Source organism: Listeria immobilis, assembly GCF_014322845.1.
GTDB lineage: Bacteria > Bacillota > Bacilli > Lactobacillales > Listeriaceae > Listeria > Listeria immobilis.
This window is the reverse complement of record NZ_JAASUA010000006.1, coordinates 87,839-110,478: the sequence shown is the minus strand read 5'-3', so window position 1 is coordinate 110,478 and position 22,640 is coordinate 87,839. Positions and strand designations below refer to the sequence as shown.

The 22,640-nt window shown below is 35.6% G+C and carries 25 protein-coding genes; 16 read left to right on the top strand and 9 right to left on the bottom strand.

Annotated elements, in window-relative coordinates:
• The first annotated feature begins 305 nt into the window (after positions 1 to 305).
• The 11 genes from nagA (at position 306) to HCJ45_RS09310 (ending at position 11,219) form a co-directional block, all read left to right on the top strand.
• Positions 306 to 1,439 carry an N-acetylglucosamine-6-phosphate deacetylase gene (gene nagA / locus HCJ45_RS09360; protein WP_187124623.1) on the top strand — a complete coding sequence of 378 codons (1,134 nt, stop codon included), beginning with the start codon at positions 306 to 308 and terminating at the stop codon, positions 1,437 to 1,439.
• A 16-nt stretch (positions 1,440 to 1,455) separates the two neighbouring features.
• Positions 1,456 to 2,160 carry a glucosamine-6-phosphate deaminase gene (gene nagB / locus HCJ45_RS09355; RefSeq protein ID WP_187124622.1) on the top strand — a complete coding sequence of 235 codons (705 nt, stop codon included), beginning with the start codon at positions 1,456 to 1,458 and terminating at the stop codon, positions 2,158 to 2,160.
• A 15-nt stretch (positions 2,161 to 2,175) separates the two neighbouring features.
• Positions 2,176 to 2,898: a GntR family transcriptional regulator gene (locus HCJ45_RS09350; protein WP_187124621.1), complete on the top strand. Its 723-nt coding sequence runs from the start codon at positions 2,176 to 2,178 to the stop codon at positions 2,896 to 2,898.
• Positions 2,899 to 3,044: 146 nt separating this feature from the next.
• Positions 3,045 to 4,100, top strand: coding sequence for a glycosyltransferase family 4 protein (locus HCJ45_RS09345; protein WP_187124620.1), 1,056 nt, complete (start codon positions 3,045 to 3,047; stop codon positions 4,098 to 4,100).
• Between the two features lie 113 nt (positions 4,101 to 4,213).
• Positions 4,214 to 5,122 carry a peptidase U32 family protein gene (locus tag HCJ45_RS09340; RefSeq protein ID WP_187124619.1) on the top strand — a complete coding sequence of 303 codons (909 nt, stop codon included), beginning with the start codon at positions 4,214 to 4,216 and terminating at the stop codon, positions 5,120 to 5,122.
• Between the two features lie 13 nt (positions 5,123 to 5,135).
• Complete coding sequence (locus HCJ45_RS09335) at positions 5,136 to 6,362, top strand: peptidase U32 family protein (RefSeq protein ID WP_187124618.1); 1,227 nt, start codon at positions 5,136 to 5,138, stop codon at positions 6,360 to 6,362.
• Positions 6,363 to 6,446: 84 nt separating this feature from the next.
• Complete coding sequence (locus tag HCJ45_RS09330) at positions 6,447 to 7,004, top strand: LemA family protein (protein ID WP_185346408.1); 558 nt, start codon at positions 6,447 to 6,449, stop codon at positions 7,002 to 7,004.
• 22 nt (positions 7,005 to 7,026) lie between these two features.
• Entirely contained in the window at positions 7,027 to 7,941 is a 915-nt protein-coding gene (gene htpX, locus HCJ45_RS09325) for a zinc metalloprotease HtpX (protein WP_185346406.1), read from the top strand.
• A gap of 141 nt (positions 7,942 to 8,082) precedes the next feature.
• Positions 8,083 to 9,312, top strand: a complete 1,230-nt coding sequence (locus HCJ45_RS09320; protein ID WP_187124617.1) for an efflux RND transporter periplasmic adaptor subunit — start codon at positions 8,083 to 8,085, stop codon at positions 9,310 to 9,312.
• Entirely contained in the window at positions 9,296 to 9,982 is a 687-nt protein-coding gene (locus HCJ45_RS09315) for an ABC transporter ATP-binding protein (protein ID WP_185397598.1), read from the top strand. Before HCJ45_RS09320 ends, HCJ45_RS09315 begins: the two co-directional genes overlap by 17 nt.
• A complete protein-coding gene (locus tag HCJ45_RS09310) occupies positions 9,975 to 11,219 on the top strand; it encodes an ABC transporter permease (protein WP_187124616.1) in 1,245 nt (414 codons plus the stop codon). Before HCJ45_RS09315 ends, HCJ45_RS09310 begins: the two co-directional genes overlap by 8 nt.
• A gap of 41 nt (positions 11,220 to 11,260) precedes the next feature.
• Here the strand turns inward: HCJ45_RS09310 and yjbH are convergent, their stop codons facing one another.
• The 3 genes from yjbH to HCJ45_RS09295 all read right to left on the bottom strand — a co-directional run bounded on the left by yjbH (position 11,261) and on the right by HCJ45_RS09295 (position 13,394).
• A complete protein-coding gene (yjbH, locus tag HCJ45_RS09305; RefSeq protein WP_185346396.1) occupies positions 11,261 to 12,082 on the bottom strand; it encodes a protease adaptor protein YjbH in 822 nt (273 codons plus the stop codon).
• Between the two features lie 244 nt (positions 12,083 to 12,326).
• Entirely contained in the window at positions 12,327 to 12,911 is a 585-nt protein-coding gene (locus tag HCJ45_RS09300; protein WP_187124615.1) for a CYTH domain-containing protein, read from the bottom strand.
• Positions 12,912 to 12,926: 15 nt separating this feature from the next.
• Positions 12,927 to 13,394 (bottom strand): tetratricopeptide repeat protein, encoded by a 468-nt coding sequence (locus HCJ45_RS09295; RefSeq protein WP_187124614.1) that lies wholly within the window; start codon positions 13,392 to 13,394, stop codon positions 12,927 to 12,929.
• A gap of 159 nt (positions 13,395 to 13,553) precedes the next feature.
• On the opposite strand from HCJ45_RS09295, the gene yjbM reads away from it, so the two are divergent.
• The 4 genes from yjbM (at position 13,554) to fabI (ending at position 16,822) form a co-directional block, all read left to right on the top strand.
• Positions 13,554 to 14,219, top strand: coding sequence for a GTP diphosphokinase (gene yjbM, locus HCJ45_RS09290; protein ID WP_187124613.1), 666 nt, complete (start codon positions 13,554 to 13,556; stop codon positions 14,217 to 14,219).
• A 34-nt stretch (positions 14,220 to 14,253) separates the two neighbouring features.
• Complete coding sequence (locus HCJ45_RS09285) at positions 14,254 to 15,048, top strand: NAD kinase (protein WP_185346383.1); 795 nt, start codon at positions 14,254 to 14,256, stop codon at positions 15,046 to 15,048.
• Between the two features lie 17 nt (positions 15,049 to 15,065).
• Entirely contained in the window at positions 15,066 to 15,956 is an 891-nt protein-coding gene (locus tag HCJ45_RS09280) for an RluA family pseudouridine synthase (protein WP_185346381.1), read from the top strand.
• A gap of 77 nt (positions 15,957 to 16,033) precedes the next feature.
• Positions 16,034 to 16,822 carry an enoyl-ACP reductase FabI gene (gene fabI / locus HCJ45_RS09275; RefSeq protein ID WP_185346379.1) on the top strand — a complete coding sequence of 263 codons (789 nt, stop codon included), beginning with the start codon at positions 16,034 to 16,036 and terminating at the stop codon, positions 16,820 to 16,822.
• 31 nt (positions 16,823 to 16,853) lie between these two features.
• Here the strand turns inward: fabI and dltD are convergent, their stop codons facing one another.
• The 5 genes from dltD to HCJ45_RS09250 are packed head-to-tail and all read right to left on the bottom strand — an operon-like array spanning position 16,854 to position 21,285.
• A complete protein-coding gene (gene dltD, locus HCJ45_RS09270) occupies positions 16,854 to 18,128 on the bottom strand; it encodes a D-alanyl-lipoteichoic acid biosynthesis protein DltD (protein WP_187124612.1) in 1,275 nt (424 codons plus the stop codon).
• Positions 18,128 to 18,364: a D-alanine--poly(phosphoribitol) ligase subunit DltC gene (dltC, locus tag HCJ45_RS09265; protein WP_011701783.1), complete on the bottom strand. Its 237-nt coding sequence runs from the start codon at positions 18,362 to 18,364 to the stop codon at positions 18,128 to 18,130. The genes dltD and dltC overlap by 1 nt, the downstream gene beginning before the upstream one ends.
• Positions 18,365 to 18,388: 24 nt before the next feature.
• Positions 18,389 to 19,573, bottom strand: coding sequence for a D-alanyl-lipoteichoic acid biosynthesis protein DltB (gene dltB / locus HCJ45_RS09260; protein WP_187124611.1), 1,185 nt, complete (start codon positions 19,571 to 19,573; stop codon positions 18,389 to 18,391).
• Positions 19,570 to 21,102 (bottom strand): D-alanine--poly(phosphoribitol) ligase subunit DltA, encoded by a 1,533-nt coding sequence (dltA, locus tag HCJ45_RS09255; protein ID WP_187124610.1) that lies wholly within the window; start codon positions 21,100 to 21,102, stop codon positions 19,570 to 19,572. Before dltA ends, dltB begins: the two co-directional genes overlap by 4 nt.
• 36 nt (positions 21,103 to 21,138) lie before the next feature.
• Positions 21,139 to 21,285, bottom strand: a complete 147-nt coding sequence (locus HCJ45_RS09250) for a teichoic acid D-Ala incorporation-associated protein DltX (protein WP_185346371.1) — start codon at positions 21,283 to 21,285, stop codon at positions 21,139 to 21,141.
• Between the two features lie 205 nt (positions 21,286 to 21,490).
• Between HCJ45_RS09250 and rpiA the strand changes: the two genes are divergently transcribed.
• Positions 21,491 to 22,165, top strand: coding sequence for a ribose-5-phosphate isomerase RpiA (gene rpiA, locus HCJ45_RS09245; protein WP_187124696.1), 675 nt, complete (start codon positions 21,491 to 21,493; stop codon positions 22,163 to 22,165).
• Positions 22,166 to 22,202: 37 nt separating this feature from the next.
• Here rpiA and HCJ45_RS09240 read toward each other — a convergent pair whose 3' ends face one another.
• Complete coding sequence (locus HCJ45_RS09240; protein WP_187124609.1) at positions 22,203 to 22,637, bottom strand: GNAT family N-acetyltransferase; 435 nt, start codon at positions 22,635 to 22,637, stop codon at positions 22,203 to 22,205.
• Positions 22,638 to 22,640: the final 3 nt, after the last annotated feature.

Sequence of the window (22,640 nt, the reverse complement as noted above, 5' to 3'; positions counted from 1 at the left end):
CGACACTTAAGATTGTTGGCAAAGTGAGAAATCATTTTGCTTACAATCTTTTTTTATATTCGAATGTAGGGGTTGTTTTCAAACTAACTAGAAATTGATACAGCTAGTATTTTACCTAAATAAGCGCTATATCATTTTTTATAATATGGAATAGGCTAGCTATAATGCTTGAAATTATTTTTTCAAAGTTTTATTTTTGCTTATTTTTATATCGTTCGGGGTAAATAGGAAAAGATAAGTTGCATTTTAATAGATACATGTTATAATAATTGGTATAGACCGATTTAACGAGGAGGCAATATGTAATGGCTAATAAAGTAATTACAAACGCTACAATTTATACTGGTAAAGGAGTTCTTGATAACGCTTTTGTTAGGTTTGACAAACAGATTTTGGAAGTTGGTTCCATGGCTGATTTTCAAGCAGATAATATAGAAGAAGTCATTGATGCTAAAGGACAAAAAATTGTTCCAGGATTTATTGATGTTCATTCCCACGGTGGTTATAGTTTTGATGCAATGGATGCAGATCCAGAAGCGCTTAGAAAACAAGTGAATGGTATGTTAAATGAAGGGATTACTACTTACTTCCCAACAACAATGACACAATCACATGAAAATATTGAAAAAGCATTAAAAGTAATCAATGAAGTAGCACAAACAGAGCCAGTAATTGGTGGAATTCACTTAGAGGGTCCATTTGTTTCAAAGGTCTTTAAAGGCGCGCAACCAGAAGAATACATTCAAGCACCTGATTTAGAACTTTTTAAAAAATGGTTTGATATTTCTGGTGGTTTAATCAAATTAGTAACCTATGCACCAGAACATGAAACTTCTGCGGACTTTGAGAATTTTTGTTTTGAACTAGGTGTTGTTCCGAGTATTGGACACTCTAATGATGTTCGGGAACACTTGAAAACAAGTAAAGCAACCCATGCCACTCATTTATATAATGCTTGTCACCGAATGACGCACCGCGAGCCAGGTGTTCCAGGGCACGTTTTACTTGAGCAAGGTATTAATGCTGAAATAATTGTTGATGGAATTCACGTTCACCCCGATATGGTGAAATTAGCTTATAAAATGAAAGGTGCAGAACATCTTTGTATCATTACTGATTCCATGCGCGCAAAAGGTATGCCAGAAGGAAAATCTGAACTTGGCGGTCAAACAGTAATCGTAAAAGATAAACAAGCTCGTTTAGAAGATGGAACACTTGCAGGCAGCGTGTTAACTTATGATGATGGTTTCCGTAATATGATTAAATTTACTGGTTGTACTGTGGAAGAAGCAGTTCTTATGTCTTCTGGAAACCAAGCTCGGGAGTTTAATTTAACACAAAAAGGTGCTATTCAAGCAGGTAAAGATGCAGATTTCAATATTTTAGATGATGATTTACAAATAACTGCCACATATTCATTCGGAAAAAAACATTCTTGAGAGGAAGATAATTACTATGCAACTTATCACAACAGAAAATAAATTAACAGGTTCAAAAAAAGCTTTAGAATTGATTGAAAAAGGCATTACCTCTGGTGAAGTAAAAACATTAGGGCTAGCAACAGGAAGTACGCCAGAAACCCTATATGCAGAGCTTGTAAAGAGTAATGTAGATACTAAAAATGTAACAACAACTAACCTAGATGAATATGTAGGTCTTGCAGCAGACGACCCAAACAGTTATCATTACTATATGAACGATTTATTATTCTCTAAAAAAGCATTTAAAGAAAGTTTCTTACCAAATGGAGAAGCGACCGATGCAGAAGCAGAATGTTCTCGTTATGAAGATATTTTGTCAGAGCATCCAGTAGATATTCAAGTATTAGGTATTGGTACAAATGGCCATATCGGCTTTAATGAACCAGGAACTTCCTTTGATTCACTTACACATAAAGTCGTGTTAACTGATTCCACTCGCGAAGCCAATAAACGCTTTTTCGAAAGAGAAGAAGATGTACCGACGCATGCTTATTCTATGGGAATTAAATCTATTATGAATGCAAAAAAAATTATCCTACTTGCTTTTGGTGAAAACAAAGCACAAGCAATCAAAGAAACTATTAAAGGACCTGTAGATGTGAATTGTCCTGCTTCTGTACTTCAAAATCATCCAGATGTTACAGTGATTCTTGACAATGAGGCGGCGTCACTTCTATAAGAAGAGGGCGGGAAAATGATCGATAAACAATCAGGAATACCGATTTACATTCAAATTCAAAGTGAAATTAAAAAGAAGATGGAAGATGGCATTTGGAGTGTTGGAACTTCTATACCTGCTGAACGCCAACTTGCAGAAATGTTCCATGTTAGCCGGATGACAGTTAGACAAGCAATTCAAGGCTTAGTGGATGACAATATTTTGCAAAGACGTATTGGTGCAGGCACATTTATTGCGGAAAAGAAATTGACAGAACGACTGGAGGCAGTCACGAGTTTTACTAATTTGATGCTGCAAGAGGGTAAGGTTCCTTCGACACGCATTGTATCATATGGGATTCGTCCAGCAAGTACGCAAGAACAAGAAGCACTACAACTACCAGAAAACAGCAATGTGATGAAAATTGAGCGGATTCGTTACGGCGACCGCGTTCCAATACTTTACGAGGTTGCTGCAATTCCAGAAAAAATTGCTTCACTGCTTACAAAGGAAGATATTATGGACTCCCTTTATAAAGCGATTGAATTAAAGCTTGGTCAACCAATTGGAGAAGCAGAACAAATCATGGAAGCTTCTTTAGTCTCAGAAAAAATTGCGCCATATCTTGATGTAAAACTCGGCTCACCTGTTATGAAACTTCGACAAATCACTATGCTAGAAGATGGTCGACCATTTGAATTCACACGTTCCCAGTATGTTGGAAGTAGATTTCAGTTTGTAGCAAGGATTAAACAATAAAAAAAAGCTTGAAATGATTTTAACTCGTTTCAAGCTTTTTTGTATAAAAATGAGTTAAGTGTAGCAAGAATAATGATTTTCGTTGTTTTTTTATAAATAAAAAAGTATAATGAGATGAATGAAAAATTTGGCGGGGAGGACTAGCCATGAACTGGATGATTATAGTGATTTGTTTTGGCGTGTCCGTGTTAATTACACCGCTAATTCGAAAAATAGCGCTTTATTTTGATATTACAGATAAACCAGATAAGCGACGAATTAATATTAAACCTATTCCAAGTTTAGGTGGTTTAGCTATATTTATTAGTTTTGTGGTAGGGATGCTACTACTCCCGATTGATAATATGTTTTTATGGCCACTTCTGATTGCAGGATTTGTTATGGCATTAACAGGCTTTTTAGATGATATTTTAGAATTAAAAGCAAGATATAAATTAATTGGTCAAGTGTTAGCAGCCTTTATTATTGTTTTCTGGGGCGGGATTAGCATAGATTTCATTAATTTACCATTTGGTGGCGAGATTCATTTTGGGGTATTAAGTATTCCTTTAACGATCATTTGGATTGTTGCGATTACTAATGCAATTAACCTAATTGATGGACTAGATGGTCTTGCAGCGGGTGTTTCAACCATTGCCTTACTGACTATTTTAGGAATGGCATTTATTATGGGAGATGCACTTGTAATTATGATTGCCAGCGTATTAATAGCAGGCACACTTGGATTTTTACCATACAATTTCAACCCAGCTAAAATATTTATGGGTGATACAGGGGCACTTTTTTTAGGTTTTATTATCTCTGTGTTATCAGTGATGGGTTTCAAAAACGTTACCTTTATCTCACTTATCGTACCAATTTTAATTTTGGGTGTACCAATTTCAGACACTGTGTTTGCAATCGTTCGAAGACTAGTTACCAAACAACCAATTGCAATGGCAGATAAATCTCATTTACATCATTGTTTATTACGACTTGGCTTTACACATCGACAAACGGTAATTTTAATTTATGCGATAGCAGCATTGTTTTCTTTATTCGCCTTTATTTTTACGATGTCAACGTTGTGGGGTTCCATGCTATTAATAGGTGTGTTATTACTTTTAATCGAAATAATGATCGAAACACTTGGATTAATAGGAAGTACATATCGCCCTTTACTTAAACTTTTCAAAATTTCAAAAGAAGATAAAATAGATTAGAGACTAAAAGCACTTCTTAGTCTCTTTTTTCTATGCCAAAATTCTTATTGAGTAAGCACTCATCTTGTGATACATTTATCAAGTAACGTTTTTGTAGAAATGAGGAGAAAATCATGGAAATCATTGCGACAGCAGATTCAATTATTCAAGCTGAAAAATTGCTTCGCGCGGGGGTAGACAGATTATATGTAGGAAATAGCCAATTTGGCTTGCGATTACCACATTCTTTTTCTGTCGAGGAATTACGTGAAATAGTTAATTTAGCGCATCAACAAGGAAAGAAGGTAACTGTAGCTGTTAATTCGCTGATGCATAATGAGCATATGGAGTTATTGCCGCCATTTTTGGAACAACTTGCAGAAATGGACGTTGATACTGTGGCGTGTGGCGATCCGGGAGCAATTATGCTTTTAACAGAAATGAATAAGCCGCTACCATTTATTTATGATGCCCAAACATTTGTGACTAGCGCAGAGCAAATTGCTTTTTGGGAAAAACAAGGAGCAGTTGGAGCAGTACTTGCTAGAGAATTAACAGAAGGCGAAATAAAAGATATTACTAAAAATCTTTCAATTCCAACTGAAGTTTTGGTTTACGGACCAACGTGTATTCATCAATCTAAGCGCAAATTGGTGACGAATTATAATCGGATTGTAGAAATGGAAGAGGATACTTCTCGAGAACGAGGTCTTTATTTACGTGAGCCTAATGATGAAACGAGTCAATTGCCAATTTATGAAGATGAATCTGGAACGCATATTTTTGCTTCTGAGGATATTTCATTGGTGCCATATTTGGCCGATTTATATGAAGCGGGTTGTAGAACGTGGAAATTAGATGGGGTTCTTGCTAATTCAGATAACTTTGTTGAAATTGCTGCGCTTTTTGTTCAAGCAAAAGAAGCAATTATTCACAACCAGTTCGTTGCAGAATATTTTGTGAATAAATTAACGGAATTACAACCGTCGACAAGAAAATTAGATGCTGGATTTTATTTGAAAAATCCGGATGATGTGAAGTAGGGGGAATAGCATAATGACTAGAATAATGAAAAAACCAGAAGTGCTAGCTCCGGCTGGTAACTTAGAAAAATTAAAAATCGCCATTCGCTATGGGGCGGATGCTGTTTATATTGGTGGTCAGGCATTTGGTTTAAGATCACGAGCTGGAAATTTTACTTTTGAAGAAATGGAACAAGGTGTTAGTTTTGCACATGAAAGAGATGCCAAAGTATATGTAGCTGCTAATATGGTAGCTCATGCAGGGGATACAGAAGGTGCAGGGGAATTCTTTCGGACACTTCGAGATATTGGTATTGATGCAGTAATCGTTTCTGATCCTGCTTTAATTAGTATTTGTTTTGAAGATGCTCCAGGTTTACCAGTACACTTATCAACACAAGCTTCTGCTACAAACTATAAGACACTCGAATTTTGGAAAAAACAAGGTTTAGAACGTGTTGTACTGGCACGTGAAGTGAGCATGCAAGAAATCCAAGAAATTGGCGCACAAACAGATGTTGAAATGGAAGCTTTCATTCACGGAGCTATGTGTATTTCCTATTCTGGACGTTGCACGCTATCGAATCATATGGCAAACCGAGATGCAAACCGTGGAGGCTGTGCGCAAAGTTGTCGTTGGAAATATGATTTATTTGAAATAGATAATGGCGTATCAAAAAATTTGGTGGATTCAGATGAAGAACCATTTTCGATGAGCGCAGTAGACTTATCAATGATTAAGTATATTCCTGATATGGTGGATGCGGGTGTAGATAGCTTAAAAATTGAAGGGCGAATGAAATCCATTCACTATGTTTCGACGGTTGCAAGTGTTTATCGTCGTGCTGTAGATGCTTATTGTGCCGATCCAGAAAACTATGTATTTGATCCAGCTTGGGAAGAAGAGTTATGGAAAGTAGCACAACGCGAACTTTCCACAGGCTTTTTCTATAAAGAACCTACTGAGGACGAACAGTTATTTGGGAAAACGCGTAAAATTCCACAATATGCTTTTGCTGCCCAAGTGTTGGAATATGATGAGGAAACCAAAATTGCTACTTTACAACAACGAAATAATTTTGGTGTTGGAGAAGAAATTGAGTTTTATGGACCAGGGGATACTGGCTTTAAACAAGTTGTAAAAGAGCTTTGGAATGAAGATGGAGAAAAAATTGATCGCGCACCAAATGCGATGATGACAATAAAAATGCCAGTGGACAAACCTGTAAAGCCATTTTATTTTATGAGAAAGAAAAAATAAAAAAGCTCATTCTGCAGTAGGATTGTTGTCTTTCCTTAAAGTAAGGTATAATGAAATAGACTATATTAAAAGGAGGAGATTTATATGATAGGATGGATTATTACTATTGTTGTAGTGGTTGTTCTAGTCTTAATTTACTTTGGACTTTACAATAGCCTTGTAAAATATCGCAACCGTGTAGATGAAACATGGGCACAAATTGATGTACAATTAAAACGTAGATTTGATTTAATTCCTAATTTGGTGGAAACTGTTAAAGGATATGCTAAACACGAAAAAGAAACATTAACACAAGTAATTGAAGCACGTAATAAAATGATGGAGATGCCTGCTGATAATCGTCAAGGTCAAATCGAAGCAGATAATATGCTAAGTGGTGCATTAAAATCTATCTTTGCATTAGGTGAGGCTTATCCTGATTTAAAAGCAAATACATCATTTATAGAATTACAACATGAATTAACTACTACGGAAAATAAAGTAGCTTATTCTCGTCAATTGTACAATACAACAGTTATGAGCTATAACACAAAAGTTCAATCTGTACCGACAAACATCATTGCAAAACTGCATAACTTTACTGAACGTGAAATGCTTTCTATTCCAGAAGTAGAACGTGTTGCTCCTAAAGTAGAGTTTTAAGCCGTGAAGGAGAGCGAAAAGCATGCTATTTGAACAAATCGCAGCAAATAAGCGAAAAACTATTTTTATTGTAATTGGCTTTTTTATTTTCGTTCTTATGGTGGGTGCTGCTATAGGGATTATTGTTTGGAATAATTATCTAAATGGGCTTATACTTGCGGCTGTTATCGGTGTGTTTTATATTTTGATTATGATTATGAGCAGTTCATCTGTGGTTATGGCGATGAACCGTGCGAAAGAAATAAAATCAAAAGATCAAGCTCCTATTTTATGGGATACTGTAGAAAGCATGGCTCTAGTTGCCGGAATTCCAATGCCAAAAGTATATATTATTGAAGATGAAAGTCCAAATGCCTTTGCTACAGGTATTTCACCTGAAAAAGGGGCAGTTGCAGTTACTCGAGGATTATTAAATAAACTAGAACGATATGAACTTGAGGGCGTTATTGCCCATGAAGTTTCTCATATTCGTAATTATGATATCCGTTTATCCACAATTTCGATTGCCCTTGTTGCAGTAGTTGCTATTCTTAGTGATTTAGCTATGCGTCTGATTTTTTGGGGAAGTATAACAGGGAGTCGAAATAGTCGTAAAAGCGATAATAATAATGGTGGCGGGGCACAGATAATTATTTATGTGGTTGCACTTATTTTCGTTATATTGGCCCCGATTATCGCTACTGCAATTCAGTTTGCTCTTTCTAGAAACCGGGAATATTTAGCAGATGCAAGTGCAGTTGAATTAACTCGAAATCCAGATGGACTGATTGAAGCATTAAAAAAAATTAGTGGTGATTCAAAGAAAATGGAAGAAGTTAGTGCATCTAGTGAGTCTATTTATTTCGCTTCACCGCTTAAATCTAAAAAAGATAAACCAGGATTATTTGATTCTCATCCGCCAATCAGTGCGAGAATTGAACGTCTAACCAATATGTAAAGAAAAGCAATCTAGCAATAGGTTGCTTTTTTATGTCATTTTATTGTAATTTATGTCATTTTTTTGTAATAAAGTGATTGACTTTTTATTTTCTATCAGCTAATCTTAAATAGTAAGAATTTTTTAAAGGGAGTGAATATGGTGAAGAATCAACAACAAAAAAAGAACAAGAAAAAAATCATCCTCATTATTCTTTCTGTTGTACTATTAATCGCTGCAATAATGATAGCTATTTTTATTACCAACATAAAAAAGAGTGATGAAACCGTTGACGGGGACGAAACGACCATCATTGCAATGCAAGTCAAAGATATTTTAGGTGAAGGTGACGTGGATTCAGGAAGTTATTTCACAGGTGTCATCGAGCCAAAAGCAACAAGCAAATATAATATTGATAGTTCTAAAGGTACCGTAAATAAATGTTACGTCAAAGTGGGAGATACAGTCCAAAAAGATCAAAAATTGTATAGTTACTCTAATCCTGAGGGTGATTTAGAAGTTCGAGAAGCTGAACTAGAATTAGAAATGCAAAAAGCAACAGTTAGCCAACAACAAGCGGCTATAAATAAGTTAACTAAACAAATAAAAGAGGCAACACCAGAAGAGCAGGAAGAATTAAAACAAGAAAAAGGACAAGCCGATTTAGAATTAAAACAAGCCACTTTTGGTGTTGAAAAAGCAGAGGCGGCACTAGAGGCAGTTCGCTCTAAAAATAATAACAATATTGTTTATTCGACTGTAAGTGGTGTAGTAAAAAAATTAGATCAAACACAAATGAATAAAACCGTTACAACAGAAGAAACTAATCCAGCCATTTTTATGGAAATTGTGGATATGTCTACATACTACATCAAAGGTTCTGTTGATGAATTCCGTCGTGATGAACTAAAAAAAGACCAAAAAGTAACTATCATAAACCGTCAAGATGAATCGGAAACATGGCAAGGTAAAATTAGTGAAATTGGTGAGCTACCGAATGAAGGCATGGAAGAGAATGCTGGAACAGAAGATATGGAAGCGGAAGAAAATCCTAATTTAACAAAGTATCCTTTTACAGTGGAGTTAAGTGCAGCTAAAGGATTAAATATTGGAAGACACGTCTTTATTAGTTTAGATGTGGAAGCAAGTGAAGGTAAAAGTAGTGTTCCTTCTATCCCGTCTGATTTTATTGCTAAACAAGATGGTAAATCCATTGTTTGGACGGCAAATGATGGTGTAGCTAAGGCGACAGAAGTTAAATTAGGAAAAGAAGATAAAGAAATGATGACAGTAGAAGTAACAGAGGGACTTAAAAAGGACGACTATATTATCTACCCAGATTCATTTGTGAAAGAAGGAATGGAGGTCCAAACGGATGCTCCAACTGAATAATGTCTATAAATCGTACTGGCAAGGAAAAAATGAGATTCCGATATTAAAGAATATTAGTTTAGAAGTACAAGAAGGGGAATATATTTCTATTATGGGTCCTTCTGGTTCGGGAAAATCTACTTTAATGAATATTATCGGTTGCCTTGACAAAGCGACAACTGGAGATTATTTGCTTTATGGTAAAAATGTTCGGTTGATGTCAGAAAAAGAACTAGCCAAATTACGTAATCATTCCATTGGCTTTGTCTTTCAAACATTTAATTTGATGCCACGGTTGACGGCGCTACAAAATGTGGAGTTACCATTAGTTTATGCAGGTGTATCGAAAAAAGAACGGACAGAAAGAGCTCGGATTGCATTACAAAAAGTTGGTTTAGAAGATCGAGAAAGTTTTAAACCGCCAACGCTATCTGGTGGTCAAAAACAACGGGTAGCAATTGCTCGAGCATTAGTGACAAATCCAGCTTTTATTTTAGCAGACGAACCAACTGGCGCACTTGATACAAAAACCGGGGAACAAGTGATGTCGCTTTTCTCTAAATTGAATAAAGATGGTGTTACAGTTATCGTCATTACTCATGAAGCGGAAGTCTCTGCATATACTAATCGGAAAATAATGATTCGTGATGGAGAATTAACGCATGACGAGGGGAGCGAAATCCATGCTTGAAAATATAAAGCTCTCTTTACAATCTATTTGGGCACATAAACTTCGCTCCATTTTAACCATGTTAGGGGTAATTATTGGGCTAGCGGCGATTATTGCTATTGTTAGCTTGATTCAAAGTAGTAGTGAAGCGTTAAAGAAAGAGATAGTTGGTGGCACGAATAATTCATTAGAACTTTCCTTTGCACCGGAAGCGGAATTCAGTGGCGCAGGGGGAGAAGGGTATACTGGTGAAGAACGCCCACCAGAATATATGACAGAAATAAGCCAAGAAAAAATAGATGAAATGAAAAATATTCCAGGAATGAAAAATGTGGTAGTTTCTTATAATAGTTGGGGATCGGTTTTTCGGGAAAATATATCTTCGGAAGTGGATATTCGAGCAGTGAATTCGGATTATTTTCACTTAAATACGATGAAAATAACAACAGGACGTGGCTTTAACCAATCAGATTATGCGAGTGGATCTCAAGGAATCGTATTAAATCAATTTGCTTATGATACACTTTTTCCAGAAGGTGATGGTATCGGGAAAATAATTGAGTATGCGGGCTATCCTTTCCGTATTATTGGTGTAATGGAGCCAACTGGTGATACTGCAAAAGAATGGTCAATGATGAATGGTGATGAGGAAATGGGAGCGGCATATGTGACAACAAAAAATTGGCCACTTATACAAGAAAGTATTAACCCTTCACCAACAGTAATGATTCAAACTGAAAAAACGGATGATTTACAAAGGATAGCTGAGGAAGCAGCAGCCCTTTTAAATGCAGATTTGCCTGAATCAGATTTTATTTATGGTGTATATAATATGGGAAATATTGATGAAGAAATTGAGGAGTTTAATAAAGCACAATTTTATTTACTTGGAGGGATTGCGAGTATTTCTCTATTAGTAGGGGGAATTGGTGTGATGAATATTATGCTTGTTTCAGTAACGGAACGAACTCGAGAAATTGGTATAAAAAAGGCACTTGGAGCAAGACGAGGCACAATTTTATGGCAATTTTTAGTAGAAGCGATGGTACTGACGTTATTAGGTGGGTGCATCGGTATTGGGCTTGGTATTGGTATCGGTGTGGGGCTTACCAATATGACGGGGTATCCATATATTATTTCTATTCCTGCAATACTAGGCGGGTTGAGTTTTTCCATTTTGATTGGAGTAATATTCGGTCTTGTGCCAGCAATTAAAGCTTCTAAATTAGACCCAATTGAAGCATTGCGTTATGAATAAAAAAATAGACATCCGCTTGGAAAAGTGCGGATGTCTATTTTTTATTGAACGTTGCCGATATATTTCCAATGAGACTGTCCGTCTGCTGTATCGATTAATTCTACTTTTTGTTGAAGACGCCATTTTTTCATTTGCCGCTCGATTTGTTGTTCCGTTACACCATAAAAATCTGCCATGGAAGCAACAGAAGCAATTTTCACTTTAGCTAAATATTCTTCCATTTGCGGGCGTTTTTCTGGTTCTGGATAATGGTTTAAAAGCTCAGATAAAACATGAACATACACTTCATAACGATGAAGCCCACTAAGTTTTAAGCCAGCATCTTCTATATTTTTATTGAAAAAAACGACTGTAGGGTTTTCGCGAATTTCCATTTCTTGCGCAACTTTTTGATCACCAATGTAGGCGCGTTTAGCAGCTGTTGAAGCTAAATCTTTTTTGAATTCAGCTAAATCTAGCCCAGTTGCCACTGCAATTTCATATAGGATATCATCATTAGCGATATCTTTATTTTCAAGAAAATAAGCTTCTTGGATTTTACGCAAGAATGTGATACCTTGCTTCTTTCCTTGAAGTTCAGCAGCTTTTACAGCAAGACAAGAAATATAGGAAAGGTGCGCCCCTATCTGTTGTTCTTTTAAGCTTAAATTACTATTTCCAGCTCGTCTTTGTTTACATACAAATGTTTGCAAATTGTTATGTAAAACATAGCGTAGTTTAAAATAGTTGCCATATTCAATTTGCAATCGTAGCATATTGGCTTCAATATTCCAACAGTCATCACAAGCCGGATCGAAAAATAGATAAATTTCGATTGGTTTAGAATTAGCTACGGACTGATAGTATAAATTTTGGTTAATCATTTGTTATCACCTGATTTTCAAATTCTAAATATCTTTCAGCAGATATTGATTTCAATGTACCAGTGTGAAAAAACAATTCACTGCAAAGTAAAAGCTGATACAAAATTTAGTGTTATATTTATATATCTATTTTATCAGCGTAATGTAAATTTAACAAATAATTGTCATTGACTTAACGTAGATATTCATCATATTTCAATAATTTGTGACATTTAAAGCGATAAAAACCATTTTAGATACAAATTTAATCATTATTACGGTAGACATGGTTATAAAAACGAGCAACTTTATTTTCTGCAGGTTGATTAGGTATTTGGTAATCATTCAATAATTTAGCGAAAATTTCTTTACCTTTGTCATAATCAGCCACTTCATATTCTAAGTCGAAGTCAGAAATTGTCCCATAAAAGTTTTTATCAAATACTAGAAGTCCTTTTTTGTACTCTTTTTCCGCACGAATCGTTTTTAGAGAACCAAAGAGTTGCAATGCTTCGTGATTGATGCCAATTTCTTTTAGGCTATCTCGAACTGGACCAACTGGAATATTGGCACCATCTAAAATGGCAGTTGCTTGATCTGCCCCTAAGATTTGTGTTGTTTCCATTAATCCACGTGATTCAGGGGTTTTAAGTGTTAGTTGGAATTGTGTTTCTAATTTGCGAATACGAAGCGCAGACTGCCGTTCTTTTAACCCAAATTCAGCTGTGTCTAGATAATAATTTGTTTGTTCAAAATAATCATCCTCTTTTATGTGAAAAGCATCAATAAGTCTAATATATTCATCTTGTGTTAAAAGATTGCGAAACTCGATTTCTAATTCTTTTACCATGTGGTTCAGCTCCTCTTAATGAAATAATGCATCCAAATCTTTGGCATAAAATTGAATAGCTTTTTTATAATTTAATATATCTTTATTTTCTGTGGTCTCTGTAAGTAGCATTAAGGCATCTTCTAGTGCTTCTTTCGCAAGACCTTGGCTATATTTTGTCATAATGAAAAAGGTTTGAAGTGCTTTGTTTTCAGGGAATTCTAGTAAGGCTTTTTGAAATAAGGCAGCAGCTTTTTCAGGAGATCCAGTGATACGATAAGTACTGCCAAGACCAACATAGGCTTCCTGACGATCAATTTCAGATAGCCCATTATGTAGTGCTTTTTCATAAAAGGGAATGGCGGATGATTCTTTTCCAAGGGCATCATGCGCCCATGCAGCAAAATAGTTTAGTTCAGCGTTTTCTGGATCAGCTTGAAGTTTTAGAAGTGATTTCGTACGAGCGGATTCATATTCGCCGTTTTGAAGTAACAAACGTATCAATTCAGCTCCTCCTTTTTTTGGTGGATTTAGCGCTTCGGTTTTATTTTACCACGGGAAAGAAAAAAAGGTTACTTTTAGCAAGCTGGATGGTGTGCTTTTGTGTTAAAATATAACTGATGTTGCATTAATTTAATCAGGAAGATACTTGAGGTGAGCAATTTGAACCGTTGGGAAGATTTTTTAGCGCCGTATAAACAGGCTGTTGAAGAACTGAAAATTAAACTTAAAGGAATGCGTTCACAATTTGAGCTTGAGAATAACCATTCACCAATTGAATTTGTTACAGGTCGAGTGAAGCCGGTTGCGAGCATATTAGACAAAGCGAATCAAAAGAAAATTGCGTTAGATCATTTAGTAGAGGAAATGCAAGATATTGCCGGGCTTAGAATGATGTGTCAATTTGTTGATGATATTGAGGTGGTGGTTCGTCTTTTACGGCAACGAAAGGATTTTCGGATTGTGGAAGAGCGAGATTACATTACAAATAAGAAACCTAGTGGATATCGGTCATATCATGTAGTTATTGAGTACCCAGTAGAAACAATTCAAGGGGAAAAGAAAATTCTTGCGGAAATTCAAATCAGAACTTTAGCAATGAATTTTTGGGCAACTATTGAACATTCAGTAAACTATAAGTATCAAGGAGAATTTCCAGAAGCAATTAACACTAGATTAAAACGGGCGGCAGAAGCAGCTTTTCAACTTGATGAGGAAATGTCTCAAATTAGAGAAGAAGTACAAGAAGCGCAAGTCTATTTTTCGCAAAATAAAGATGTAGCTAAAGATAAAAAATCAGCACATCATGAAATGCCAAAAAAAAAATAAGTAATAGGCGTAAGAATAGGGGCGAATAGGAATAATGAAATATATGATTACTTCCAAAGGGGACGAAAAGTCTGATTTACTTCGATTAAACATGATTGCTGGTTTTGGAGAACACGATATGGAATATGACGAAGAGGAGCCAGAAATCGTTATTTCAATTGGTGGAGACGGAACATTTTTGTCCGCTTTTCATCAATATGAAGCTAGACTTGATGAGATTGCTTTTATTGGAATTCATACCGGGCATCTTGGGTTTTATGCAGATTGGCGTCCGGCAGAAGCTGAAAAATTAGTAAAACTTTTAGCTAAAGGAGAATATCAAAAAGTTTCTTATCCACTTTTAAAAACGACAGTAAAGTATGGTATTGGCAAAAAAGAAGCAGAGTATTTAGCGCTAAATGAATCTACTGTGAAGAGTTCTGGAGGGCCTTTTGTTGTGGATGTAGTTATTAATGATATTCATTTTGAGCGTTTTCGTGGGGATGGACTTTGCATGTCAACACCAAGCGGAACAACGGCTTATAATAAGTCATTAGGTGGGGCATTAATGCATCCATCCATTGAAGCAATGCAGTTAACGGAAATGGCTTCCATTAATAACCGTGTATACCGGACGATAGGTAGCCCGCTTGTTTTTCCAAAGCACCATATGGTTAGTTTGCAACCAGTAAATGATAAGGACTTCCAGATTTCTGTGGATCACTTAAGCATTTTACACAGAGATGTACAGGAAATTCGTTATGAAGTATCGCCAAAGAAAATTCATTTTGCCAGATTTCGTTCATTCCCATTTTGGCGCCGTGTACACGATTCATTTATTGAAGATTAAATAGCAGGAGGAAGCATGTGTTTTTAGAATGGCGAGTAGATAAGGAAGAAAATGACTTACTTCTTAGGACTTTTCTTAGAAATAAGCATATTTCAAAACAATTATTAACTGCAGTGAAATTTAGTGATGATGGAAAAATAGAAATCAACGGCAAAGAACAAAACGTGCTTTATCAGGTGAAAACAGGAGATGAAGTGCGGCTTACTTTTCCAATGGAGCAGAAAAATGAACGGCTGCTAGCAGAACATACTGAGCTGGAAATTGTTTTTGAAGATGATTTTTTGTTAATTATTAATAAACCAGCAGGGATGGCGTCTATTCCTTCGCAGTATCATCCTAGTGGCTCGGTAGCAAATTTTGTCAAAGGGCATTATGAAGCGCAAGGACTTACTAGTGCCATTCATATTGTAACTCGATTAGACCGAGAAACTTCTGGTTTAATGCTAATTGCGAAAAATAGATTTTCTCATGCAAGATTAAGCACTTTTTTACAACAAGGTTTACTAAAAAGACGTTATCAGGCGTTTACTTCCGGGGTTTTAACAGACCAATTAGGATCTATAGAAGCACCTATTGGGAGGAAAGCAGTAAGTATTATGGAGCGTTTTGTTACTCCAGAAGGAAAATATGCCAAAACAAATTATGAAGTGATAGAGCGTTATGATACATTTGATCATGTGGCTATTCAGCTGGAGACTGGACGAACGCACCAGATACGTGTCCATTTTTCCTATATTGGTCATCCATTAATTGGTGATGACATGTACGGTGGGGACACCACTTTATTAAAAAGACAGGCACTTCACTCTTGTCATCTACATTTAATCCATCCACTTACAGAAGAATATTTAGCATTTGATTTACCATTACCCAAAGATATGGAAGAGATTATTCCAAAATCGAAGTAATAAGAGTTTGAAAAAGTTATTGGGTCATGTAAAATAAAAGAAGCGAACGAAATCGCATCAATTTTAGGAGGAATAACATGAATTTATCATTAGAGGGAAAAACATATGTAGTAATGGGAGTTGCGAATAAACGTAGTATTGCTTGGGCTATTGCTCGCTCATTAAACGAAGCGGGAGCGAAATTAGTATTTACATATGCAGATGATCGTGCGAAAAAAAGCATTACTGAGCTTGTACCATCTTTAAATGAAGTAAATCAATCACCGCTAATTTTGGCATGTGATGTGACTAGTGAAGAAGCAATCACAGAAACTTTTGAAACAATTAAAAATAAAGTTGGTAAATTAAGTGGGTTAGCACATTGTATCGCTTTTGCCAATAAAGATTTCTTAACTGGGGATTATTTGGAAGTAGATCGTAAAAGCTTTTTACAAGCGCATGAAATTAGTGCTTATTCGTTTACAGCAGTTGCTCGCGCCTTAAAACATTTAGAAATGCTTACAGAAGATGCAAGTCTATTAACACTAACTTACTTAGGTGGGGAACGTGTTGTGGAAAACTATAATATCATGGGTGTAGCAAAAGCTTCCCTTGATGCAAGCGTTAGATATTTAGCAATGGATCTAGGTGCAATTGGAGTTCGTGTAAATGCTATTTCAGCGGGACCAATTAGAACAGTTTCTGCACGTGGAGTTAGCGGTTTCTCAGATTCTATTTCTTTAGTAGAAGAAAGAGCACCACTAAAAAGAGCGACACAGGCAGAAGAAGTTGGCGATACAGCCTATTATTTATTTAGTAATTTATCCCGCGGTGTCACAGGTGAAGTGATTCATGTGGACAGCGGCTATCATATTATCGGATTCTAAAAAGCAAAAAAATCCAGAAGTAGTTTCATAACTATTTCTGGATTTTTTTTGGTTCAAAGTCAGGATGATTTTTTATATAGAATTCATTTGCTGTTGGTGTATAGTTTGTTTTCACAGGGGCTTTGACAAAGTTAGCAAGAACTTGGTCGATTTTTACCCAACCTCGCCAGCTTAAATGGATTGGATCTTCTAAATAAAAGGGTTCATTTTGGTAGGATTCTAGTGAGTAATAGTGGAAACCTTGACTTTCAATTTGTTGTTTTGTTTTTGCATAATAGTTTTCCAATCCTTGTTTATTTAAACCGATATAGTCCACCCATTTTCCGTTGATAGGAGGATTGATGAAAATAACATCAGCACCAGCTTTTTTGAAGGCATCCATTAAAAGTTGTAAATCACCATATTCAGGCGATTCATCGTAGCGTAAGTTTATTCGGCTGTTTTTTAATTTGGCTTCAATTGGTTGGATTTTCTTTTTATAATATTTTTCTTTTACTTGAAAAATATTGGGACCAGTTCCTTTTTCGCCAAAATCTTTTGCTAATTGATCCAGTTGATAATAGTCTAGTTTTTCAGGAAGTTTTTTTACTTCTTTATCAACACGATCTTGCTTGGAGCCAGCTATGATTTTAGATTCTAAATCATCTTTGCGTTCTAAAATTTTAAGCTCGATATTGCCAGCTAAGTTAGTAAGCTGGCTATCATGTGGCTTTTTAGGACCTTTTGTAACTATATTTTCTAATAGATTTTTTAAAGTTGAATCGCTTTGTACTACTTGGAAACTTAATAATCTTTTGGCTGCATATATTCGTTCTGGTGTGTTTGGTGTATCCTCTAATGCAAATTTGTACGCATGAAGTGGAGAGAAATTTGCTCCGAAAGAGGGGTCAGAAACTCCTTTTGGTCCAAACCATTGCGGAGATAGGATAACAGCCACTTTTTTACCTTTAAGTTCATTACCAAGTGCATTTACATCTAGAAAATGACTTAGACTTTGTGTTCCTGGACGCCCAAGAAGAAAGGGAGTATAGCCTTGATTGTATTTTTTTGAAACGACGCTAGGATGAAAAGGATCGACACGAGAAAGCTCAGATGAACCAAAAATTGGTAAATAATTTCCTTCTTGCATCGCTTTTTCTTGGATGTCTAGACCTTGGATGACGGATTCGTTCATAGAAGTAGCGCTTTTTTTCACCGTATCAGAAGAAACATGTGAAAATAGGCTGCTAGGTCCAAATAGAACGAAAAGGAAAACCGCGAATGCCACCAATAATGGGCCAAATGTCATCCACAGCTTTTTTTTCATTATTTAAGCGCCTCAAGTTGTGTAATAATCATTTCAGGAGTAGCCCATTCATCGCGGTCAAATTCGGAAACGGGTACGGTAATATCTAATTTTTCTTCTATCTCAATTAAAAGCTGAACGGTCGCCATTGAATCAAGCAAACCTTCATCAAATAATTTAATATTTGTATTTTGTACTACTTCTTCTGTTTCTGTAATTTCTTCTAAGATTTCTAATACATTTTCACGGAATGCCATTTAAATTACCACCTTTAGTTAGTTTTAAAAATTAATTTTATCTAAAATACCTGAGAAAATCAGGAATCCGAAACAAACAAAATGAAACGTTAGGATAATACTGATAACATAGGTTACCTTGTTTTTTGGATAGATCTTATGTTTTTTATTCAATCGTTCGAAAAGATCAAATCCGACAATTAGAGTCGCTTGATAAAGTCCATAAACAATGTAATACCAATGAAGTCCATGCCATACACCCATGATAAAAAAGTTAACAAAATAGGCTAGGTAGGCGATGGTAAACTTGCTTTTAAACCATTTCTTTTTTGTTAGCCAAAAGACAAAACGCATAAATACATAATCACGGAACCAAAACGAAAGCGTCATGTGCCAACGATTCCAGAATTCTTTAATATTTCGTGCGGCAAACGGCTTGTTAAAGTTCATCGGGGTTTGAACACCAAGCAAATAACTAACTCCGACTGCAAAGGCACTATAACCAGCAAAATCAAAGAAAAGATACATACTATAAGCATACATATAACCAAATAAACTTAGTGTTGTGTCAATATGATGTGTAATCGCAAAATCTAATGGAACAACAAAATGTTTATTCACTAAATAGGCGATGATGAATTTATAGAGAAAACCGAGGAAAATAAGGAATATTCCCCGATTTAGTAAAGCCAGATAAGCTTCCTTACTAGGTGGGTTATCTATATCTTTTTTAAAGCGACGAAAACGATCGATTGGACCTGATGAAATGGTTGGGAAGAATAGTAAGAAATGAACAAAATCCCATGCGTTGTATTGCTTAATTAAGTTATCACGTATTTCCATAATCATTTGTGCTGCTTTAAAAGTTAAGTAGGAGATACCCAAGAAGCCAATCATCGTAACATGGTCTCCTAAAATTGGAACGACTTTAGAGATAACTAACGGAAGAATAGAGAGAACTATGGCAAGAATAAATACGCCACCATGATTCTGTTTTCGTTCTTGCCGGTAATGAAAGTAAAGTCGAACGAGTGCAAGCTGCCAGAAGACAAAAACAATAAAAGTGACAGCTTGAACAGTACTAGTTGAAAATAAAAAATATAAGAATACAAGTGTGACAAAAGCATTATAAATAGGTAATCTCTTTCCTAACAAACCAGCTACAATGATAGGAAGTAAAAATAGGAGAAGTACACCAAAATAAAGAATTGTACCGTAGGGTGTGCTCACTTGTTAACCTCATTATGCAGCATTTTGCGATCAATTTTACCGTTCATTGTAAGCGGGAATTCTGTCTTATATATCCACTTTCTTGGAATCATATATGCAGGCATAAATTTTTTTAATTCTTTTTTGATTGCTGCACTTAGCTGGTATTCTTTTTCAAAGTCGTTAGTAGAAGGAGTGACCTGAGCGACTAACATTTCGACTTTATCATCTTTTATTTTAGGAATGATGGCGCAGTTATGAATCAAACTTACTTTTTTTAAATTATTTTCAATATCTTCTAGCTCAATTCGGTAACCATGAAGTTTAATTTGGAAATCAAGACGTCCTTGGAAGAAAAGATAGCCATCTTTTATTAGTCCTGCATCGCCCGTATGATAAGCTTGGTAGCCTTTATAATCAAAGAATACTTGGGCTGTTTTTTCCGGTTCATTTAAATAACCTTTAGAGACGCTTGCACCAATTAAGACGATTTCGCCTTTTTGACCATCTGGAACTAGTTCACCAGATTCTTGATCAACAATGTGAAGACGCATATCTGGCTTAATAACACCAAGCGGTAAGCTAGGATAAGCCTCGAGTAGCTCACGTGTAACTTTCACCTGAGTTACAGCAACAGTTGCTTCTGTTGGGCCATACGTATTATAAATTACTGCATCTGGAAAACGATTTAAAAGTTCGAGTGCGGTTTTCTTTGCAAGGACCTCGCCGCAAAATAAAAAGCGGGTTAGGTTTGGATTGTTCTCCTGATTGAAATTGGCGTCTAGTAAGCATAATTCTGCAAAGGAAGGAGTTGAAATCCATACATCTAAATTTTGTACGGGTATTTCAAAATATAAATCTTTCAAATTAGCAGAAATTGTTTTATCAAGAGGTACAAGAGTTCCGCCTGAAAGTAAACACGGGTATAAATCCATCACGGATAAATCAAATGAAAAGGGGGCTTGATTTAAGAAGCGCAACCCTTGCTCTAAAGAAAAATCTTGTAAAATCCAGTTACTAAAACTAACTAAATTATTTTGACTGATTTGAACCCCTTTAGGATTTCCAGTACTTCCAGATGTGTATATAATATAGTAATTATCATCATTCTTTACACATGCTTCTGGATGGGGTATTTCATCTAAATGGTTTTGCAAGGAATCTACTAGATTTTCAGAGCTTAAAATAGGGCAATCTGAAATAATTAGATTACTTGGAAGCGCCTCTGTACAAATAAATAACGCTGGATTAGCAGCCTTTTTTATTTGTTCTATTCGTTCAACTGGCATCGAAACATCTACGGGTACATAAGCTCGACCTGATTTGATAGAGCCTAAAAATGCGATTATCATGAGTGGCGACATATGTCCATAAACAATAATGGGTCTTTGTTTGTCAGTTGTCACGTTTTTAAGTAAATAAGAACCTAATGCATCAGATTGACGCTTTAATTCTTGGTAGGAAAGACGTGTTCCGGCATATTCATAGCAAGGGAAATTAGGTGTATTTTCAGCCCATGCATCAATTCTCTCTATAATACTTGTCGTCATTATCGAAGTTCCCATTCTTACACAGTCCTTTCTTTTTTAAAATTCATTGTAAATAAATTTAGCGCCTTCAGGGTTTTTGAAGCCATAAAACCATAGTAATCCAAGCAATATTGCAAAGTAAAAACAAGTTTTTAAAGTGAAAATGGTTGCCGGATGATTTAGAAATAGCTTTATTTTATTCATAAATCCACCTCATTATTATTTCATTTGTGTAACAAATATTAAAATTAAACCTTAATACTTAGTTTACTGTAATACATTTGACTTCAAATGTCTAATTACATTTTTGTAAGGTTGAAATAATTTACTTGTTTTGCGTTTGAAAGCAGTGAGGGTATAATAAAAACCATAGAGAATACTGTGTTTTTGGTAAGAATGGAGGAGAAAAATAATGGATCAGAAAAGAATTGCTGGTGAGAAGGCGTGTGAATGGATAAAGGATGGAATGATTATTGGTCTTGGCACTGGGAGTACGGTTTACTACACGATTGAAAAATTAGGGGAAATGGTGCAAAATGGTTTGAATATAACAGGAGTCGCTACTTCAGAACAAACAGCAGAGCAAGCAGAAAATTTAGGAATACCGTTAAAATCGTTAAATGATGTATCGATGATTGATCTAACTATTGATGGAGCCGATGAAGTGGATACGCAATTTCAAGGAATAAAAGGCGGGGGTGGGGCACTTTTACGTGAAAAAATGGTGGCAGAAGCAAGTTTGTTAAATATTTGGGTTGTCGGTGAAGATAAGCTAGTTGATACCTTGGGCAAATTTCCGTTACCGATAGAAGTTGTTCCTTTTGGTTGGAGACAAATCGAACAAACACTGAAAAAAGAAGGGATTCAAACTAAACTTCGCAAGCAAGAAAATGAAGAAATCTATCAAACTAATAATGGGAATTATATTTTGGATATTATCAATCAAACCTATACGAATCCAGTGAGTTGGCAAGAAAAGTTAGCGCAAATTCCAGGAATTGTAGAACATGGGCTATTTTTAAATTATGTGGATATTGTAATTTGTGGAAAGGAAAACGGAGAAATAGAAATCATAAAAAAATAGTTATTTCTTCTATAATAAAAGAAATAACTACTTTTGATTAATTTAATGTTTTTTTCATTTCTTTATGTTTAATACCTGCATCTAGAAAAATATCTGAACAAGTTTCATAGCCAAGTTTTTCATAGAAAGGGATGGCAGTTAGTTGTGCGCCTAGCTTTAATTTAGTTAAGCCGCGCATTTTTGCTTCGTTTTCAATTGCCTCCATAATTCTACGTCCGCTACCAGATTCCCGAGCGATTTTTTGTGTACAGATACGCTCGATTTTGCCATAGCCGTCTTGCTCGCGAAATCTGCCGGTTGCAAGTGGGGTGCCGTCCTTTGCATAGTCGACAAACATAACAACGGAATCCATTTCATCAAATTTGTCCCATTCTAGCGCTGGATCAACATTTTGTTCAACAACAAAAACATCATTTCTGATTTTGAGTGCAGCTTGTTTACCTACTTCATCTATTACTTTTTTTACAGTCAATAT